This window comes from Chitinilyticum litopenaei DSM 21440 (assembly GCF_000428145.1).
GTDB lineage: Bacteria > Pseudomonadota > Gammaproteobacteria > Burkholderiales > Chitinibacteraceae > Chitinilyticum > Chitinilyticum litopenaei.
Genome location: NZ_ATZJ01000002.1, coordinates 185845 through 200470 on the forward strand (window position 1 = coordinate 185845; position 14626 = coordinate 200470).

Genomic DNA, 14626 nt, shown 5'->3' on the forward strand with positions numbered 1-14626 from the left:
TGATTCCTTGCCATGCCAAGCCTAGACAAAGCCGGTAAACTTCCCGGCATGCCAGTCCTGACCCTCACCCCTGCCCAACCAGCCGCGCGCCGCCTGCCCGGATTCGCACGCGCCAGTTGGCGCCTGGCGCGGCTGCTCGCCCACATCCTGCGCGGCGTGCTGATTGCAAACGCCGGTTTTGAACGGCGGGACAGCCATGAACGCCAGCTGGTGCTGCGCACATGGTCACAGCAGCTACTGGGCATTCTCGGCATTCGCGTCGAACTTGGCGCGGCACCAGCCAGCCTGCCGGACAGCAAGGGCTGCCTCTTGCTGGCGAATCATGTCTCCTGGCTGGATATTTTTGCCATCAATACCGTCTGCCCAAGCCGCTTTGTCGCCAAATCGGAAATCCGCGACTGGCCCGTGCTGGGGAAACTGGTCAGCAAGGCCGGCACCCTCTATATCCAGCGCAACAGCCGCGCAGCCACGGCCAGCACCAAGCGGGAAATCGATCATTACCTTACCCGGGGCGAATCGGTGGCCTTCTTTCCGGAGGGCACCACCAGCGACGGCAGCGGCCTCAAGCCCTTTCGCGGCGGCCTGCTGCAATCGGCGCTGGATCAAGGGGTGGCGATCCAGCCCATCCTGCTGCGCTATCGCGCTGCAAATGGCCGCCTGAGTCAGGCGGCGGCTTATATCGACGACGTGTCGCTGCTGGCTTCGCTGTGGCGGCTGGCCTGCGAGCCCTACACCATCGTTGAGCTGCACTTTCTCGCGCCGCGCTCCGGCCTGCCGGCCACCCGCAAGGAGATGATTCGTCAGCTGGAAGAAGAAATGCGCCTGCACCTACAAGCCGCATAAGAAGCAAGCGGCAGCACACGGCCGATCCGGAGCCGGGCAGCCGTGCGACAGACGCCGGCAATGCCCGGCAGTCCTGCCCGGACAAGATGTCAGCTCACCTCTGCGACACCCCGGTTGGCCAGCGCATCAGCGCGTTCGTTGAGCTCATTCCCCGCATGCCCCTTGACCCAGCGCCACTCGATGTCGTGTCGTGCCTGCGCGACATCCAGCGCCTGCCATAATTCGGCATTCTTTACCGGCTTCCGGTCGGCGGTCTTCCAGCCGTTGCGCTTCCAGCCATGAATCCAGGTCTGGATACCGTTCTTGACATACTGCGAGTCGGTCCACAGCACGATCTTGCACGGCCGGGTCAGGGCATTGAGCGCCGCAATGACCGCCTGCAACTCCATGCGGTTATTGGTGGTCGCGGGCTCGCCGCCGAACAGTTCCTTCTCGTGACCATTGCAACGCAGCACCGCCCCCCAGCCACCCGGGCCGGGGTTGCCCTTGCAGGCGCCATCGGTATAGATCTCCACTTCAGTCATACAGGGTATAGCTCCACAAGCCATATCTAAAAAAGGCTAGAAGGCAATACCCTAAAGCCACCAACAGGAAAACAGCTGCAGCGCCGTGCTTTACAAACCCAGCGATGCAAGATTTTACGGCGTGCCGCAGCCCGGCGCTCAGGACTTGCAGCGATCCTGCCGCGCGCGGATGCGCAGCCGCTCGGCCACGCCAGCCGGTGTTGCCGCCGCCGGAGTAGTGACACGCCGCCATTGCGGCTCGATGATGCACATGCCGCGCACCCGCTTGACCACATCCAGGCAATACACGCCGCCGCCGCCCGGCCACCAGCGATCGCCAGCGCCATCGAGAAAACGGCTGTGCTCCAGCCAGCGCCCCCGCTGCACCGGCAAGCGGTGACAGAGAAAATCACCACGCAGCTGCTCCAGCCCCAGCAAGGCCAGCCAGTCCTTCAGGCGCGGCAGGGGCAGAAAATTGCCCTGCCAGGGGGCCGTGTCATTGTGGCGCAAGCGCCGCAAGCCCCACAGGCTCCAGGGATTGAATCCGGTGATCAGCAACCGGCCTTCCGGCACCAGCACGCGCTCCGCCTCGCGCAAAACGCCATGCGGATCACTGGCAAAATCCAGCACATGCGGCAACACGAGCAAATCGATGCTTTGCTCGGCCAGCGGCAGGGCATGGGGCGCGCAGGCAAGACTCACCCCGCGCGACAGGCCGGCCTGGCAGCGCCAGGGCATGCGGTTGGCGCGCAGCGCATCCAGCACGGGCAACTCCAGCTGCAGGGCCTTGTAGCCGAAGATATCGGCCACGGTACGGTCGAACCAGCCCGCTTCGGCATGCAGCAGATAGCTGCCCAGTGGTGTGGCCAGCCAGCCGGCAAACTGATCAAATGCGTGTTCGGTACTCATCGGGGACGATTCCATGCTGACGGTCTGCGCACTGCCCATCCTGTCGGACAATTATATCTGGGTTTTACACGATGGCCGCCGCGCTGTCGCGGTCGACCCGGGCGAGGCAGCGCCGCTCACGGCCTGGCTTGCACGGCAGCGCCTCGAGCTGGCCGCCGTGCTGATCACCCACCGGCACTGGGATCATGTGAATGGCCTGCCCGCCCTGCTGGCCAGCCACGCAACCCTGCCGGTATTCGGCCCGCCCGGGATCGACCACATCCGGCACCCGCTGGTGGAAGGCGACACGGTGGATGTGCTCGGCCAGTCCTTCACGGTGCTGGCCATTCCCGGCCACACCCGCGAGCACCTGGCCTATCTCGGCGCTGGACGGCTGTTTTGCGGTGACACACTGTTTGGCGCCGGATGCGGACGCATGTTCGACGGGCCACCCGAACACTATCAGGCCAGCCTTGCACGTCTGGCCGCGCTGCCCACCGATACCCTGGTCCACTGCACGCATGAATACACGGCCAGCAATCTGCGCTTTGCCGCCGCAGTCGAACCGGACAATCCGGCAATCACCGCGCGCATGCAGGTTGTGAGCACATTGCGCGCACAAAACCAGCCGTCGGTCCCGTTCACGCTGGCCGAAGAACTGGCGACCAACCCCTTTCTGCGCCTGACCCAGGCTGCCGTGCAAGACGCCGCCCGTCGGCAGGGCGCGGCCAGTCTCGACGCTGCCGAGCTGTTTCGGGCGCTGCGCGCCTGGAAGGATCATTTTTAGCGCGTCAGCGCAGGATTGACGCTGGCGAAAGCCCCCTTTAACATCTGTGACATTTTGTTTCTCCCGCGAGCCAGCCTCATGCGACTACGCCTGCATTCCCTCCTGACCGGCGTTGCGCTGCTGGCCTGTGCGCAGGCCGCACAGGCTGCGGACACGCTGATCCGCCTCGATTACCAGCTCAACCATCCGGAAGTCCGCAACAATCAGGACATCCGCGCCATTCGCGAAGCCCTGTTCGGCGACAGCAACCTCGCTCGCTACGAAGACATCTGGGCGCGTGTGCGCTCCGGTTTCGGGATCCAGGAGCTGGATCACCCGCTGGTGGAGAAATGGGAAAACTACTACGCCTCCCGCCCCGATTACCTGAACCGCATTGCCGAGCGCGGCAGCCGCTATCTCTACTTTGTCGTCGACGAGGTCGAACGGCGCGGCATGCCGATGGAGCTGGCCCTGCTGCCGATGATCGAATCGGCCTACAATCCGCGCGCGGAATCACCGGCCCGTGCCGCCGGCATGTGGCAATTCATTCCGGAAACCGGCAAACACTACGGTCTGGAGCGTACCTGGTGGTATGACGGCCGGCGCGATGTCGTCGCCGCCACCGGTGCTGCACTGGATTACCTCGACACGCTGCATGGCATGTTCGATGACTGGCAGCTGGCTCTGGCCTCATACAACTGGGGTGAAAACGCGGTGAAACGCGCGGTCGACCGCAACGCCGCCGCCGGCCTTGGCACATCTTATGCCGAGCTGCGCATGCCCGATGAAACCCGCAACTACGTGCCGAAACTGCTGGCCATCCGCAACATCATTGCCGATCCGGAAGCCTACGGGGTCACGCTGCGCAGCATTCCCAACCAGCCCTACTTTGCCACCCTGCAGCCGCGCAAGCACATGGATGTGAAAGTGGCCGCCGAGCTGGCCCAGATTCCGGTAGACGAGCTGCTCAAGCTCAATCCGGGCTTCATCCGTCCGGTGATTGCCCACAAGGACGACCGCCAGCTGGTGCTCCCGCTGGACAAGGTGGAAACCTTCCAGCGCAACCTCGAGAGCTACGACAAGCCCTTGCTGAACTGGCAACCCTATGTCACCCGGCAAGGCGAAAACCTGAACGAGCTGGCGACCCAGTTCGGCATCACGGCGGACGAACTGCGCGACATCAACGAAATCGGCGAGCGCGAGGTCTTGGCGCGCGGCCAGACCATTCTGGTCCCCAAGGCCGAGCACCTGGACATCTCGGACCGGCAAACGCTGGCGGCTCTCTCCGCCAATCGCCGCGCCGAGCCCATCGACACCGGCGCCGACGATGCACCGCGCAAGGTTCAGAACGCACGCACGCGCAGCAGCGACACGGCCAGCCACCGCGTGGCCCGGGGCGAAACCGCCTACAGCATCGCCCGACGCTACGGCATGAGCGTGGCCGAGCTGCAGGAAATCAACGGACTGCGCTCAACACGGCTGAACCAGGGGCAGACCCTGAAGGTGGCCGCCGGCGACGCGCCCCGTCAGGAGAGCCGCAAAGGCAAAAACGAGGCGCAGCAATATGTGGCCAAGCGCGGCGATACCTACAGCTCGATCGCCAAACGCTACAACGTGGCCACCGCCGACCTGCTGCGCTGGAACAACGCCAGCCGCAAGACTACGCTGCAACCGGGCACGCTGCTGGTCATCAACAACTGACCGGAGCCGCGCCGATCCAGCCCGGCATGCGCATCAAAAAAACCCCGCCAAGGCGGGGTTTTTTTGATTTTTTGATGTTCCTGGCAGCACTCAGCGTGGCGGCGAGGTGCGCTGTGGTTTCAACTCCCGATCCACTGCCTGCCACTTGGCATGATGCTCGCGAATCAGGTGTACGGCGTCCTCGATGCTGTCAACGACGACCGGAATCTGCATGTCCACCGGGCTCGCCAGCCCCGCGCCATTGTCCACCATGAACATGCGCGACCAGTCGACCAGCTCGTGCCACATTTCACCAACCAGGATGAGCGGCGTGTCGTAGAGCTTGCGCACCTGCAGCAGCTGCCAGACCATCGACAGCTCCAGCAGCGTGCCGATACCGCCCGGCGTCACGATAAAGGCGTTCGAGCGCATGATGAAATGGTGCAGGCGCGAAAAGAAGGTCTTGTGCTCGAACACATGACCGACAAAATCATTCACTTCCTGCTCGAAATCGAGATCGATGCGGATGCCCACCGAGGCTTCCGGATGATCCGGTGCGCCATGACAGGCGCCTTCGTTCGCAGCCTGCATCAGGCCCGGGCCGCCGCCGGTGACAATGCGGCAGCCCATCGCCGCGAGCTCGCTGGCCAGCTGCTTGACAGCCTCATAAGCCGGCGTACCTTCCTGGATACGGGCGGAGCCAAAAATGGTGACATGGTAATCCGGCGTGTGCGCAGGGCGCAGCCGGGAGAGTTCATCAACGGTGTCCCACAGGCGCAGGACGGCATTGTTGACAATGTTCAGGGCTTCGTCATCGTCGATGACACCGATCGGTTTATTGTAGGAATTGATCATGGCCGTTCTTCTTCTGACGTTTACAGCCCCGGCCCGCGCCGAAGCCTCACTTCGATGGTAGGCTTACTGAACTCGCTCTGGCAAGCCCGAACAGCCCCGGCTATTTGATTGGCAGCGGGGCAGCAGCAGGGGATAATGCCGGCTCGATGTTTACCCGCTGTTTCCGCCATGTCCGAGCCCACCCCCTCCCCACCGTTTGCCGAATGGCCGCGGCCGCACTACGGCTGGCTGGCGGCCAGCTTGGGCCTGGTCATGCTGATGAGCTTCGGGCTGAATCGCTGGCTGGGCTGGAGCGGCTGGCTGCTCGTGGCCGCACTAGCCGAACAGGCCTTCCCATCCCCCCGCAAGACCAGAGCCGACTGGCGCCTGGCGTGCGGCCTCGCCCTGCTGGGCTGCAGCCTGCTGCTGGGCGAAGGCCTGTTGCGCACCAGCGGCGAACCACTATTGACGGCCTGGCTGGCTCCCGCGCACGGCGCGGCCTCGCGCGCCCTTGGCCTGGCTTTGCTGCTGGGCGGCCTGGCCTTGGCCATTCCGCTCTGGCGCCAGCGCAGCTGGCTGGCGCTCAGCGAAGACCTGGGCCTGTTTTGTGAAGACCTGGTGCGGCTGCTGCTGAAACGCGCTTCCCCACAAAAAATCAGTGCGGACAATACGCAGACGCCACCGCCATTATCGCCCACTCCTCCCGCACCGCCGGAGCGGGCAGTGCGTACGCGCCCGCTGCGCAGCACCGCGCCTGCGACCGCATCCGCCCCCGAGACAAGTACAGCCGCACCCGACACGCCGGCAAGCGCGCCAGCCCTGCATCTGGATGAAGACCTGCCAGCTCCGGCTGCCCCGCAGCCCGCAGAAGCACCGTTGGCCCGCCGCCCGCCATTGCCCGTCATCACCACGCTCGCGCCGCCGCCCGTCGCCACGCCTGCACCCACTCCCAGAACCCCCAGGGCACTCCCCGTCATTGATCGCGGGCAAATCGTGCGCAATATGGAGCAGGCCAGCCTGCGCCGCAGCGGCCAGCGCCCGTCCGCTGCCGGCAAGGCCGCACAGCCCAGCGAACTGCCGCTGATTGATGCCAGCGAAATCCGCCAGCGCCTCAACGCCATCCATGGGCGTACACCAGTCGCCAGCGACCGGAATACCTACCAGCGTACTCAGCCAGAGCCCAATGGTGAAAAAGGCAGGAAGGTCATACCCACTGGAAACACTGGCGCCCGCCCGGTGCGCATCCTGGCGCCAGCCACAACACCGGCCACCGCCACCGCACTGGCCAGCATCGCTGACACAACCGTCCAGGCAGACCCGCTCCCGCAGGACGCCACGCCGCCCAGCCCCCTGCCTGCAGCACCTGTCCAACCGGCCGCCGAGTTGCAGCTGGCTCCGCCCAGCCTGCCGGCCGAGCTGCCGCAAGCGCCCGCCCCCCTCAGCAGCCCGGCTCCACAACGCGAGGCGGAAACGGCTCCCGCACCGAACACCGCCTTGCCAGCCAGCCTTGATGCCTGGCTGGCATCCACCAGCGAGCTGTACGGCGAGCTGGAGGTCGCCCTGCCGGCCAGTACGACGACCAGCGCCAACCCCACGCCGGCTCCAAGCCCCGAGCTCACTGCCGGGCACACCTTTACGCCTGTGCCCCCCGTCCCCCAGCCCGCCGCCGTGCCGCCAGCCATGTCAGCCATGTCAGCCACCACGGCGATAGCCCCCGTGTTTACCGTGCTGGATGCACCACAGGCACAGCCACGCCCGCAAGTCTTCCGCCCCGGCTACGACGACAGCATCCTGCCGCCGCTGGACCTTTTACAGGCCGCCAGCGCCCAGCTCACGCGCATGAGCGATGACGAACTGATCGAGCGCGGCATCGTCATTGAGGAAAAGCTCGCCGAATTCAAGGTAAAAGCCAGCGTACTCGACGCCATCGCCGGCCCCGTGGTCACCCGCTACGAAATCGAACCCGCCACCGGCGTGCGCGGCAGCCAGATCGTCAATCTGATGAAGGATCTGGCGCGCGCACTCGGCCTCGTGTCGATTCGCGTCGTCGAAACCATCCCCGGCAAGACCTGCATGGGGCTGGAACTGCCCAACCCGACCCGGCAGATGATCCGCCTGTCGGAAATTCTGGAGGACGAGGTCTTCACCGGCTCGCACTCCAAGCTCACCCTGGCGCTCGGCAAGGACATCACCGGTAAGCCCATCGTCACCGACCTCGCCAAGGCGCCGCATCTGCTGGTGGCCGGCACCACCGGTTCGGGCAAGTCGGTCGGCGTCAACGCAATGATCCTGTCGATGCTCTACAAGGCCACGCCGGACGAAGTGCGCTTTATCATGATCGACCCGAAGATGCTGGAATTGTCGATCTATGAGGGCATCCCGCACCTGCTGGCGCCGGTGGTCACCGACATGAAGCTCGCCGCCAATGCGCTGAACTGGTGCGTGGCGGAAATGGAAAAGCGCTACCGCCTGATGAGCCACATGGGCGTGCGCAATCTGGCCGGCTACAACGCCAAGATCAAGGACGGCGAGAAGCTGGGCCAGAAGCTCACCAACCCGTTCACGCTGACGCCGGACAACCCCGAACCGCTGGAACACCTGCCGTTCATCGTGGTGATCGTCGATGAATTCGCCGACCTGATGATGGTCGCCGGCAAGAAGATCGAGGAACTGATCGCGCGGCTGGCACAAAAGGCACGCGCGGCCGGCATTCACCTGATCCTCGCCACCCAGCGGCCGTCGGTCGACGTGATCACCGGCCTGATCAAGGCGAACATCCCGACGCGCATTGCCTTCCAGGTGTCGAGCAAGGTCGATAGCCGCACCATCCTCGACCAGATGGGCGCGGAAGCCTTGCTGGGCCAGGGCGACATGCTCTACCTGCCACCGGGCACCGGCTACCCGCAGCGCGTGCACGGCGCCTTTGTGGCCGATGACGAGGTGCATCACGTCGTCGAGTACCTCAAGCAATTCGGCGAGCCGGATTACGTCGACGGCATCCTCAATGGCGGCTTTGACGCCGAGGCGGCCGGCGGCAGTGCTGCAGGCGGAAGTGAAGGTGGTGACGAGAGCGACCCGCTGTATGACGAAGCCGTCGCCTTCGTGCTGAAAAGCCGCCGGGCATCGATCTCCAGCGTGCAGCGGCAGCTACGGATCGGCTACAACCGCGCCGCGCGCCTGATCGAGCAGATGGAAGCCGCGGGGCTCGTGAGCCCGATGGAAAGCAACGGCAACCGCACGGTGCTCGCCCCGGGCCGCGAATAATACCCATAGGCATATATCGCCACAGCCTATTACAAAAAAAGGCTGCAGGCCACTACCCCAATAACGCAGCCATTGCTGCACGGACGGATACGATGAAAATCGCCCTTGCCCAGATCAACCCCGTCGTTGGCGACCTCGCCGGCAATACCGCACTGATTTTCGCCGCCGCGGAGCAGGCCCGCGTCGCTGGCGCCGACATCATCGTCACGCCCGAACTGGCGCTCACCGGCTATCCGCCGGAAGACCTGCTGCTGCGCCCGAGCTTTCTGGCGGAGTGCAAAAAGAAGCTCGGCGAATTCATCGACCGGCTGGACGGCATCACGCTGGTCGTCGGTCATCCGCACGCCGCCGGCGATGAGGTCTTCAATGCGGCCACCGTCATTCGCGACGGCAATGTGCTGGGGCGCTATGAAAAAATGCTGCTGCCCAACGACGCGGTGTTCGATGAGGTGCGCTACTTCACCCCCGGCTTTGCGCCGCTGGTCTTCGAGCAGGGCGGCACGAAGGTCGGGGTCGCGATCTGCGAGGACATCTGGGACACCGAGCCGGCAGCCGCCGCTGCTGATGAAGGTGCGGAACTGCTGCTGGTGCTGAACGCCTCGCCGTTTCACCGCGCCAAGGAAGCCACCCGCCAGCAGGTCGTGCGCGAGCGCGTCGAGGAAACCGGCATGGCCATCGCCTACTGCAATCTGGTCGGCGGCCAGGACGAGCTGGTCTTCGACGGCCAGTCCTTCGCGCTGAACAGGGCCGGCGACGTCGTCGCGCAGGCTGCGGGCTTTGCCAGCGAACAACTGCTGCTCGACTACGTGGCTGGCGACCTGCAGGCGGCCAGCCGCGCCGACGATCTCGCCGACGAAGAAGCCGTCTATCGCGCGCTGGTGCTCGGCGTGCGGGATTACATAGGCAAGAACGGCTTCCCCGGCGTGCTGCTGGGGCTGTCGGGTGGCATCGACTCGGCGCTGACGCTGGCGATCGCCTGCGACGCGCTCGGCGCCGACAAGGTGCACGCGGTGATGATGCCGTCGCGCTATACCGCCGACATTTCTGTCGACGATTCGCGCGAGATGATCGCGCGCCTTGGCTGCAAGTATTCCGAAATCGAAATCTGGCCGATGTATGAAGCATTCATGGCCGGGCTTGCAGATGAATTCGCCGGCCGTGACATGGACACGACCGAGGAAAACCTGCAGAGCCGCATCCGCGGGACGCTCCTGATGGCGCTGTCGAACAAGAGCGGCAAGCTCGTGCTGACCACGGGCAACAAGTCGGAAATGACCACCGGCTACGCAACGCTGTACGGCGACATGGCCGGCGGCTTTGCCGTGCTGAAGGATGTGGCGAAAACGCTGGTATACCGCCTTTCCACCTGGCGCAACCGGACCAGCGCCTACCCGCAGGCCAGCGTGATCCCCGAGCGCATCATCACCCGCCCGCCATCGGCCGAGCTGCGCCCTGACCAGAAAGACCAGGACAGCCTGCCCGACTATGCGGTGCTGGACGCCATCCTCGCCCTGTATGTCGAGGAAAACCGCAGCATCGCCGACATCATCAAGGCCGGCTACCCAGAGGCCGATGTGAACAGGGTCGTGCGCCTCCTGAAGATCAACGAGTACAAGCGCCGCCAGGCGCCGGTCGGCCCGCGCGTCACGCAGCGGGCGTTCGGCAAGGACTGGCGCATGCCGATCACCAGCCGCTATCTGGCCTAAGGGTTTTCCGCAACTTGCCATGCATCGCAAATGGAATGACAGCCATGGCTGTCATTCCACTGTCACCCGACTTTGCTACGGTTGTGCTTTACCGTCTCATGACAAGTCGAGGGTATGACCCCCACTCCCAGCCGCGATGCCCTGCATGCCGAACTGTCGCACATTCTTGACGACAATCGGCTTTCAGCCCTGTTTCAGCCCATAGCCGCACTGCCCGAGCAGCAAGCCTATGGCTTTGAAGGACTGATTCGCGGGCCATCCACCAGCGCCCTGCACTCTCCAATCAATCTGTTTCGTGCGGCAGAGGATTGCCAGTTGCTGCCCGAACTGGACTTCGCCTGCCGGCGCGCCATCATCCGCGCCTTTGTCGCCGAGAAGTTGCCGGGCAAACTGTTTCTGAACGTCAATCCGGTCTGCCTCACCCAACCCAACTATCGCCCCGGCGCCACACTGGAGCTCTTGCTGGAAGCCGGCCTGGCGCCACAGCGCGTCATCATCGAACTGACCGAAACGCAGCCGGTAGCCAATTACGAACTGCTGCACGAGGCCGTGCGCCATTACCGGGAAATGGGCTTTCGCATCGCACTCGATGACCTGGGCGAGGGCTTCTCTTCGCTGCGCCTGTGGTCGGAACTGCAGCCCGAATTCGTCAAGATCGACAAGTATTTCATCCAGGGCCTGGCCAGCGACGCACAAAAACGCCAGTTCGTGCGCTCCATCCAGCATATTGCCGTCACCACGGGCACGCGCGTGATTGCGGAAGGCATCGAGTCGACCCAGGAGCTGGAAGTCATCCGCCAGATCGGCATACGCCTGGGCCAAGGCTACCATCTCGGCCGGCCGCAGGCACACCCGGTGCTGCTGCCGCCGCCCTCAGCCAGCGCGCTCAGCACGCCAGCAGGGCGGGACGGTAATGCCAAGACGGCCGGCAGCCTGCTGGTCAGCGTGCCGAATGTCTCGCCGCGCGACAGCAACGCCACCATTTACGAGCTGTTTTCGCGCAATGGCGCCCTGCATGCCTTGCCAGTGGTTGATCGTGAGCGCCCGCTGGGCATTCTGCGCCGGCACGAGGTGCTCGAGCATTTTGCGCGCCCCTACAGCCGGGAGCTGCATGGCCTGCGCCCCTGCACCATGCTGATGGATCCTGCGCCGCTACTGGTTGAACAGACGGTCAGCCTGCAGGAACTGTCGCTGCTGGTGAGTTCGGGCGAGCATCATTATCTGTCGGATGGCTTTATCCTGACCGATCAGGGCCGTTATCTCGGCATGGGCACCGGACGGGATCTGATGCGCGCCATCACCGAGCTGCAGATCGAGGCCGCCCGCTATGCCAATCCGCTGACCGGCCTGCCAGGCAATGTGCCGATTCAGCAACGCATCCAGGAACTGCTGGACCTGCAGCGTGATTTTGCGGTCGTCTATGCCGACCTCAACCATTTCAAGCCCTACAACGATCTCTATGGCTATGCGCGCGGCGATGACGTGCTGCAGCTCAGCGCGGAGCTGTTGCGCGCTCATTTCGCCGGTGAACATGATTTTGTCGGCCACATCGGCGGTGATGATTTCGTGCTGATCCTGCTGGGTGCGCTCTGGCAGGAACGCTGCGAGGCGATGCTGGCTGATTTTGACCAGCGCGTCCTGCGCCATTTTGACCCGGCGCACCGGCTGGCCGGTGGCTACATGGCACCGGACCGCAAGGGCGAGCTGCACTGGCACTCGCTGGTCTCACTGGCGCTCGGTGCAGTGGAAGTGCGCGGCGGCGCCTATGAAAACCATCATGAAGTGGCAAGTGCGGCCAGTGCGGCCAAACATCAGGCCAAGCATCATGAAGGCAGCAGACTGTTTGTCGAACGCCGTGACCCGTTGCGTCAGGATCTGCTGGCCAGGCAGAGTGAAAATCGCCGGGTGGCGGCCTGAGCAGCCAGGAAACCGCTACACGCGTCCCAGCGCGGAAATATCCGCACGCGTAGCCGGGGCGAATCCGGCCCGCTGCGGCAGGCCAGCAGTTCCTCAGCCGCCAGCACTGCGGCCAGGATCGCGCAAGCGGTCCAGCGACCAGTCCAGCCCCATTTCCTCGTTAGCCATTTCCAGCAAGGGAATCAGGGTATGCATCAATGAAGGCAAATGCTCCCTTACCTCCAGCCGCATACCCTTGCCCAGCATTACCAGCGCCTCGGCGATCAGCGGGGTCTGCGTGCGCACGGCAGTCATGTCCGGCATGGTGACGCGGTTGTCGCCAGACTCGGCATACAGCCGGGTATTGGCCATGCCGATCAGGGCCGCCGCGCTGGCAGCATCGTCATGCCAGGAGTTGGCCACGGCAATGCTGCCGGTAACATGCACCTGTTCGTTGCGGAAATTGATGCGGGCATTGGCCATGGCCTGGCGCAGCCGCTCGGCCAGGATCTTGGCCTCCGTCAGAGTGGTGGCCGGTGAAACCACGGCGAACCGCGCCTCGTCAAGCCGCGCCAGCGTGTCTTCACGGCGCAGCTTGGCTTCCAGCAGCTTGGCCAGCAAGCCCAGCATCTGCTGGGCGGCGCGATCACCGAGTTTGTCCCGCAACCCCTGGAAATGGTCGATTTCAAGCAGCAACAGGGTGACTTCACCGTTGTGACGCAGGGCGAAGGCCAATGACTGTTCCAGCTGCAGCATCAGCAGGTTCTGCGAGCCGACGCCGGTTTCATGATCGGTCAGCGCCTGCTGCTCCTGCAGCGCGCGACTGACCGCCAGCTCCCGCCGAGTGACAGCCAGATCAAGATTGGCCTTGACCCGGGCCAGCATCTCGCTGCGATCGGTAGACTTGCTGATGAAGTCGCTGGCGCCGGATTCGACACAGCGCTGACGGGTTTCCTCGTCTTCTTCGCCGGAAATGATGATGACCGGCAAATACTGGAAGCGTTCGTCAGGCTGCTGACGCACACGGCTGAGCAGGCCGATGCCATCCAGCTCCGGCATGGTCAGATCCGAAATCAGCAGACTGATGTCATCGTCGGCCTGCAAGCGGCGCCAGCCGGCCTCGCCATCAGCTTCTTCCAGCAATTCATACTGCTCACCCAGATGCTTGCGGATCGTGGCGCGAACAATGCGGGAGTCATCAACAATCAGGATGCGCGGGCGGTGATTCAATTCGGGATTCAGCGTCATGAAGGCCATTCCTGCAGGAAACCTCTGCCAATCTAGCACATTCCGCCAGACGGTCACACCGGCAGATGGGGGCAAGCCGTGCTGCCAGTGATATAGTTAAGCACCACCCAGCTCAAGCAGAGGTCCGGCATGGCCAGCACTTATCGCCTGCAACTCGGCATTGCAATGCTCAGTCCCCAGGAAGCCGAGCAGGTATTGCATGCGCTGCGCCAGCTCTGGCAAAGCCCCTGCTGGGTCAGCAAGCAACTGCATGGCGAGCAGATTGCCCTGCTGACCATCCGCCATGAGGCGGCCCTAAAGCCGGGCGAAAGCCCGGACTGGTTCATCGACCGGCTCGCCGCCGGCCTGTGGCGCGCCATCGGCCGCTACGCGCGCATCAGTGTTGACCTTGCGCCACACGAGGCGCCGGACGGCAAGCTGTATATTCTGGATGAGCACCATTACCGGGAAATCCTCAAGGATTTCCGCTTCAGCCCAAGCACCGCACGCTGAACAGGCCAGTCCGACTGTACTGCAGAGGGCCAGCAAATCACGAGGCCTGAAAACACAAAACCCCGCACAAGCGGGGTTTTTGACAAGCATGTCTTCGGACAATCAGGCAGCCATGGCCTTGATTGCAGCAGACAGGCGGCTCTTGTGGCGAGCAGCCTTGTTCTTGTGAAAGATTTTCTTGTCAGCGATGCGGTCAATCACGCTAACCGATTCCTGGAATACGGTCTTGGCTGCGGTCTGATCACCTGCTTCGATAGCCTTCAGCACCTTCTTGATCGCGGTGCGGAAAGCGGAACGCTGGCTAGCGTTGTGCTGGCGGGCTACTTCAGCCTGACGCGCACGCTTGCGAGCTTGGGCGCTGTTTGCCATGGTAAAACTCCTGAATTTATGAAATTTGTGTCCCGGCCGGTTTGCTGCCGCATGCTTGATGCTGCAAAAGCCGACACACAGACTCGGAAACCCGCGATGATAGCGTTAGTCCGGGCCAATTGCAAGCAGGAACAACG

General features: G+C 63.8%; 12 protein-coding genes. 7 read left to right on the forward strand and 5 right to left on the reverse strand.

All coding sequences use genetic code 11. The annotated features are described in order from the left end of the window. The first annotated feature begins 48 nt into the window (after positions 1-48). The gene (locus C515_RS19265) at positions 49-843 is read left to right on the forward strand and encodes a lysophospholipid acyltransferase family protein (RefSeq protein ID WP_051304562.1); all 795 of its coding nucleotides are present in this window, start codon (positions 49-51) and stop codon (positions 841-843) included. An 89-nt stretch (positions 844-932) separates the two neighbouring features. On the opposite strand, the gene rnhA is transcribed toward C515_RS19265, so the two are convergent. After that, positions 933-1367, reverse strand: a complete 435-nt coding sequence (rnhA, locus tag C515_RS0102865) for a ribonuclease HI (RefSeq protein ID WP_028454299.1) — start codon at positions 1365-1367, stop codon at positions 933-935. 138 nt (positions 1368-1505) lie between these two features. Continuing rightward, positions 1506-2255, reverse strand: coding sequence for a class I SAM-dependent methyltransferase (locus C515_RS0102870; RefSeq protein WP_028454300.1), 750 nt, complete (start codon positions 2253-2255; stop codon positions 1506-1508). 13 nt (positions 2256-2268) lie between these two features. Between C515_RS0102870 and gloB the strand changes: the two genes are divergently transcribed. Then, positions 2269-3021, forward strand: coding sequence for a hydroxyacylglutathione hydrolase (gene gloB / locus C515_RS0102875; protein ID WP_028454301.1), 753 nt, complete (start codon positions 2269-2271; stop codon positions 3019-3021). A 78-nt stretch (positions 3022-3099) separates the two neighbouring features. Continuing rightward, entirely contained in the window at positions 3100-4701 is a 1602-nt protein-coding gene (locus tag C515_RS19270; RefSeq protein WP_144290310.1) for a lytic transglycosylase, read from the forward strand. A gap of 90 nt (positions 4702-4791) precedes the next feature. Here the strand turns inward: C515_RS19270 and C515_RS19275 are convergent, their stop codons facing one another. Continuing rightward, complete coding sequence (locus C515_RS19275) at positions 4792-5535, reverse strand: LOG family protein (protein ID WP_043647829.1); 744 nt, start codon at positions 5533-5535, stop codon at positions 4792-4794. 168 nt (positions 5536-5703) lie between these two features. On the opposite strand from C515_RS19275, the gene C515_RS0102890 reads away from it, so the two are divergent. The 3 genes from C515_RS0102890 to C515_RS19280 all read left to right on the forward strand — a co-directional run bounded on the left by C515_RS0102890 (position 5704) and on the right by C515_RS19280 (position 12401). After that, on the forward strand, positions 5704-8778 hold the full coding sequence (locus C515_RS0102890; protein WP_051304564.1) for a DNA translocase FtsK: 3075 nt from the start codon (positions 5704-5706) through the stop codon (positions 8776-8778). Positions 8779-8870: 92 nt separating this feature from the next. Continuing rightward, entirely contained in the window at positions 8871-10484 is a 1614-nt protein-coding gene (locus C515_RS0102895; protein WP_028454303.1) for an NAD+ synthase, read from the forward strand. Positions 10485-10598: 114 nt separating this feature from the next. After that, complete coding sequence (locus C515_RS19280; protein WP_051304565.1) at positions 10599-12401, forward strand: GGDEF domain-containing protein; 1803 nt, start codon at positions 10599-10601, stop codon at positions 12399-12401. Positions 12402-12494: 93 nt separating this feature from the next. On the opposite strand, the gene C515_RS22240 is transcribed toward C515_RS19280, so the two are convergent. Beyond that, positions 12495-13628, reverse strand: a complete 1134-nt coding sequence (locus C515_RS22240) for a diguanylate cyclase domain-containing protein (protein WP_051304566.1) — start codon at positions 13626-13628, stop codon at positions 12495-12497. 129 nt (positions 13629-13757) lie between these two features. Here C515_RS22240 and C515_RS0102910 point away from each other — a divergent pair, with 129 nt between their 5' ends. Beyond that, positions 13758-14120: a hypothetical protein gene (locus C515_RS0102910; RefSeq protein WP_028454304.1), complete on the forward strand. Its 363-nt coding sequence runs from the start codon at positions 13758-13760 to the stop codon at positions 14118-14120. A 102-nt stretch (positions 14121-14222) separates the two neighbouring features. Here C515_RS0102910 and rpsT read toward each other — a convergent pair whose 3' ends face one another. After that, positions 14223-14489, reverse strand: coding sequence for a 30S ribosomal protein S20 (gene rpsT / locus C515_RS0102915; protein WP_028454305.1), 267 nt, complete (start codon positions 14487-14489; stop codon positions 14223-14225). Positions 14490-14626 lie beyond the last annotated feature (137 nt).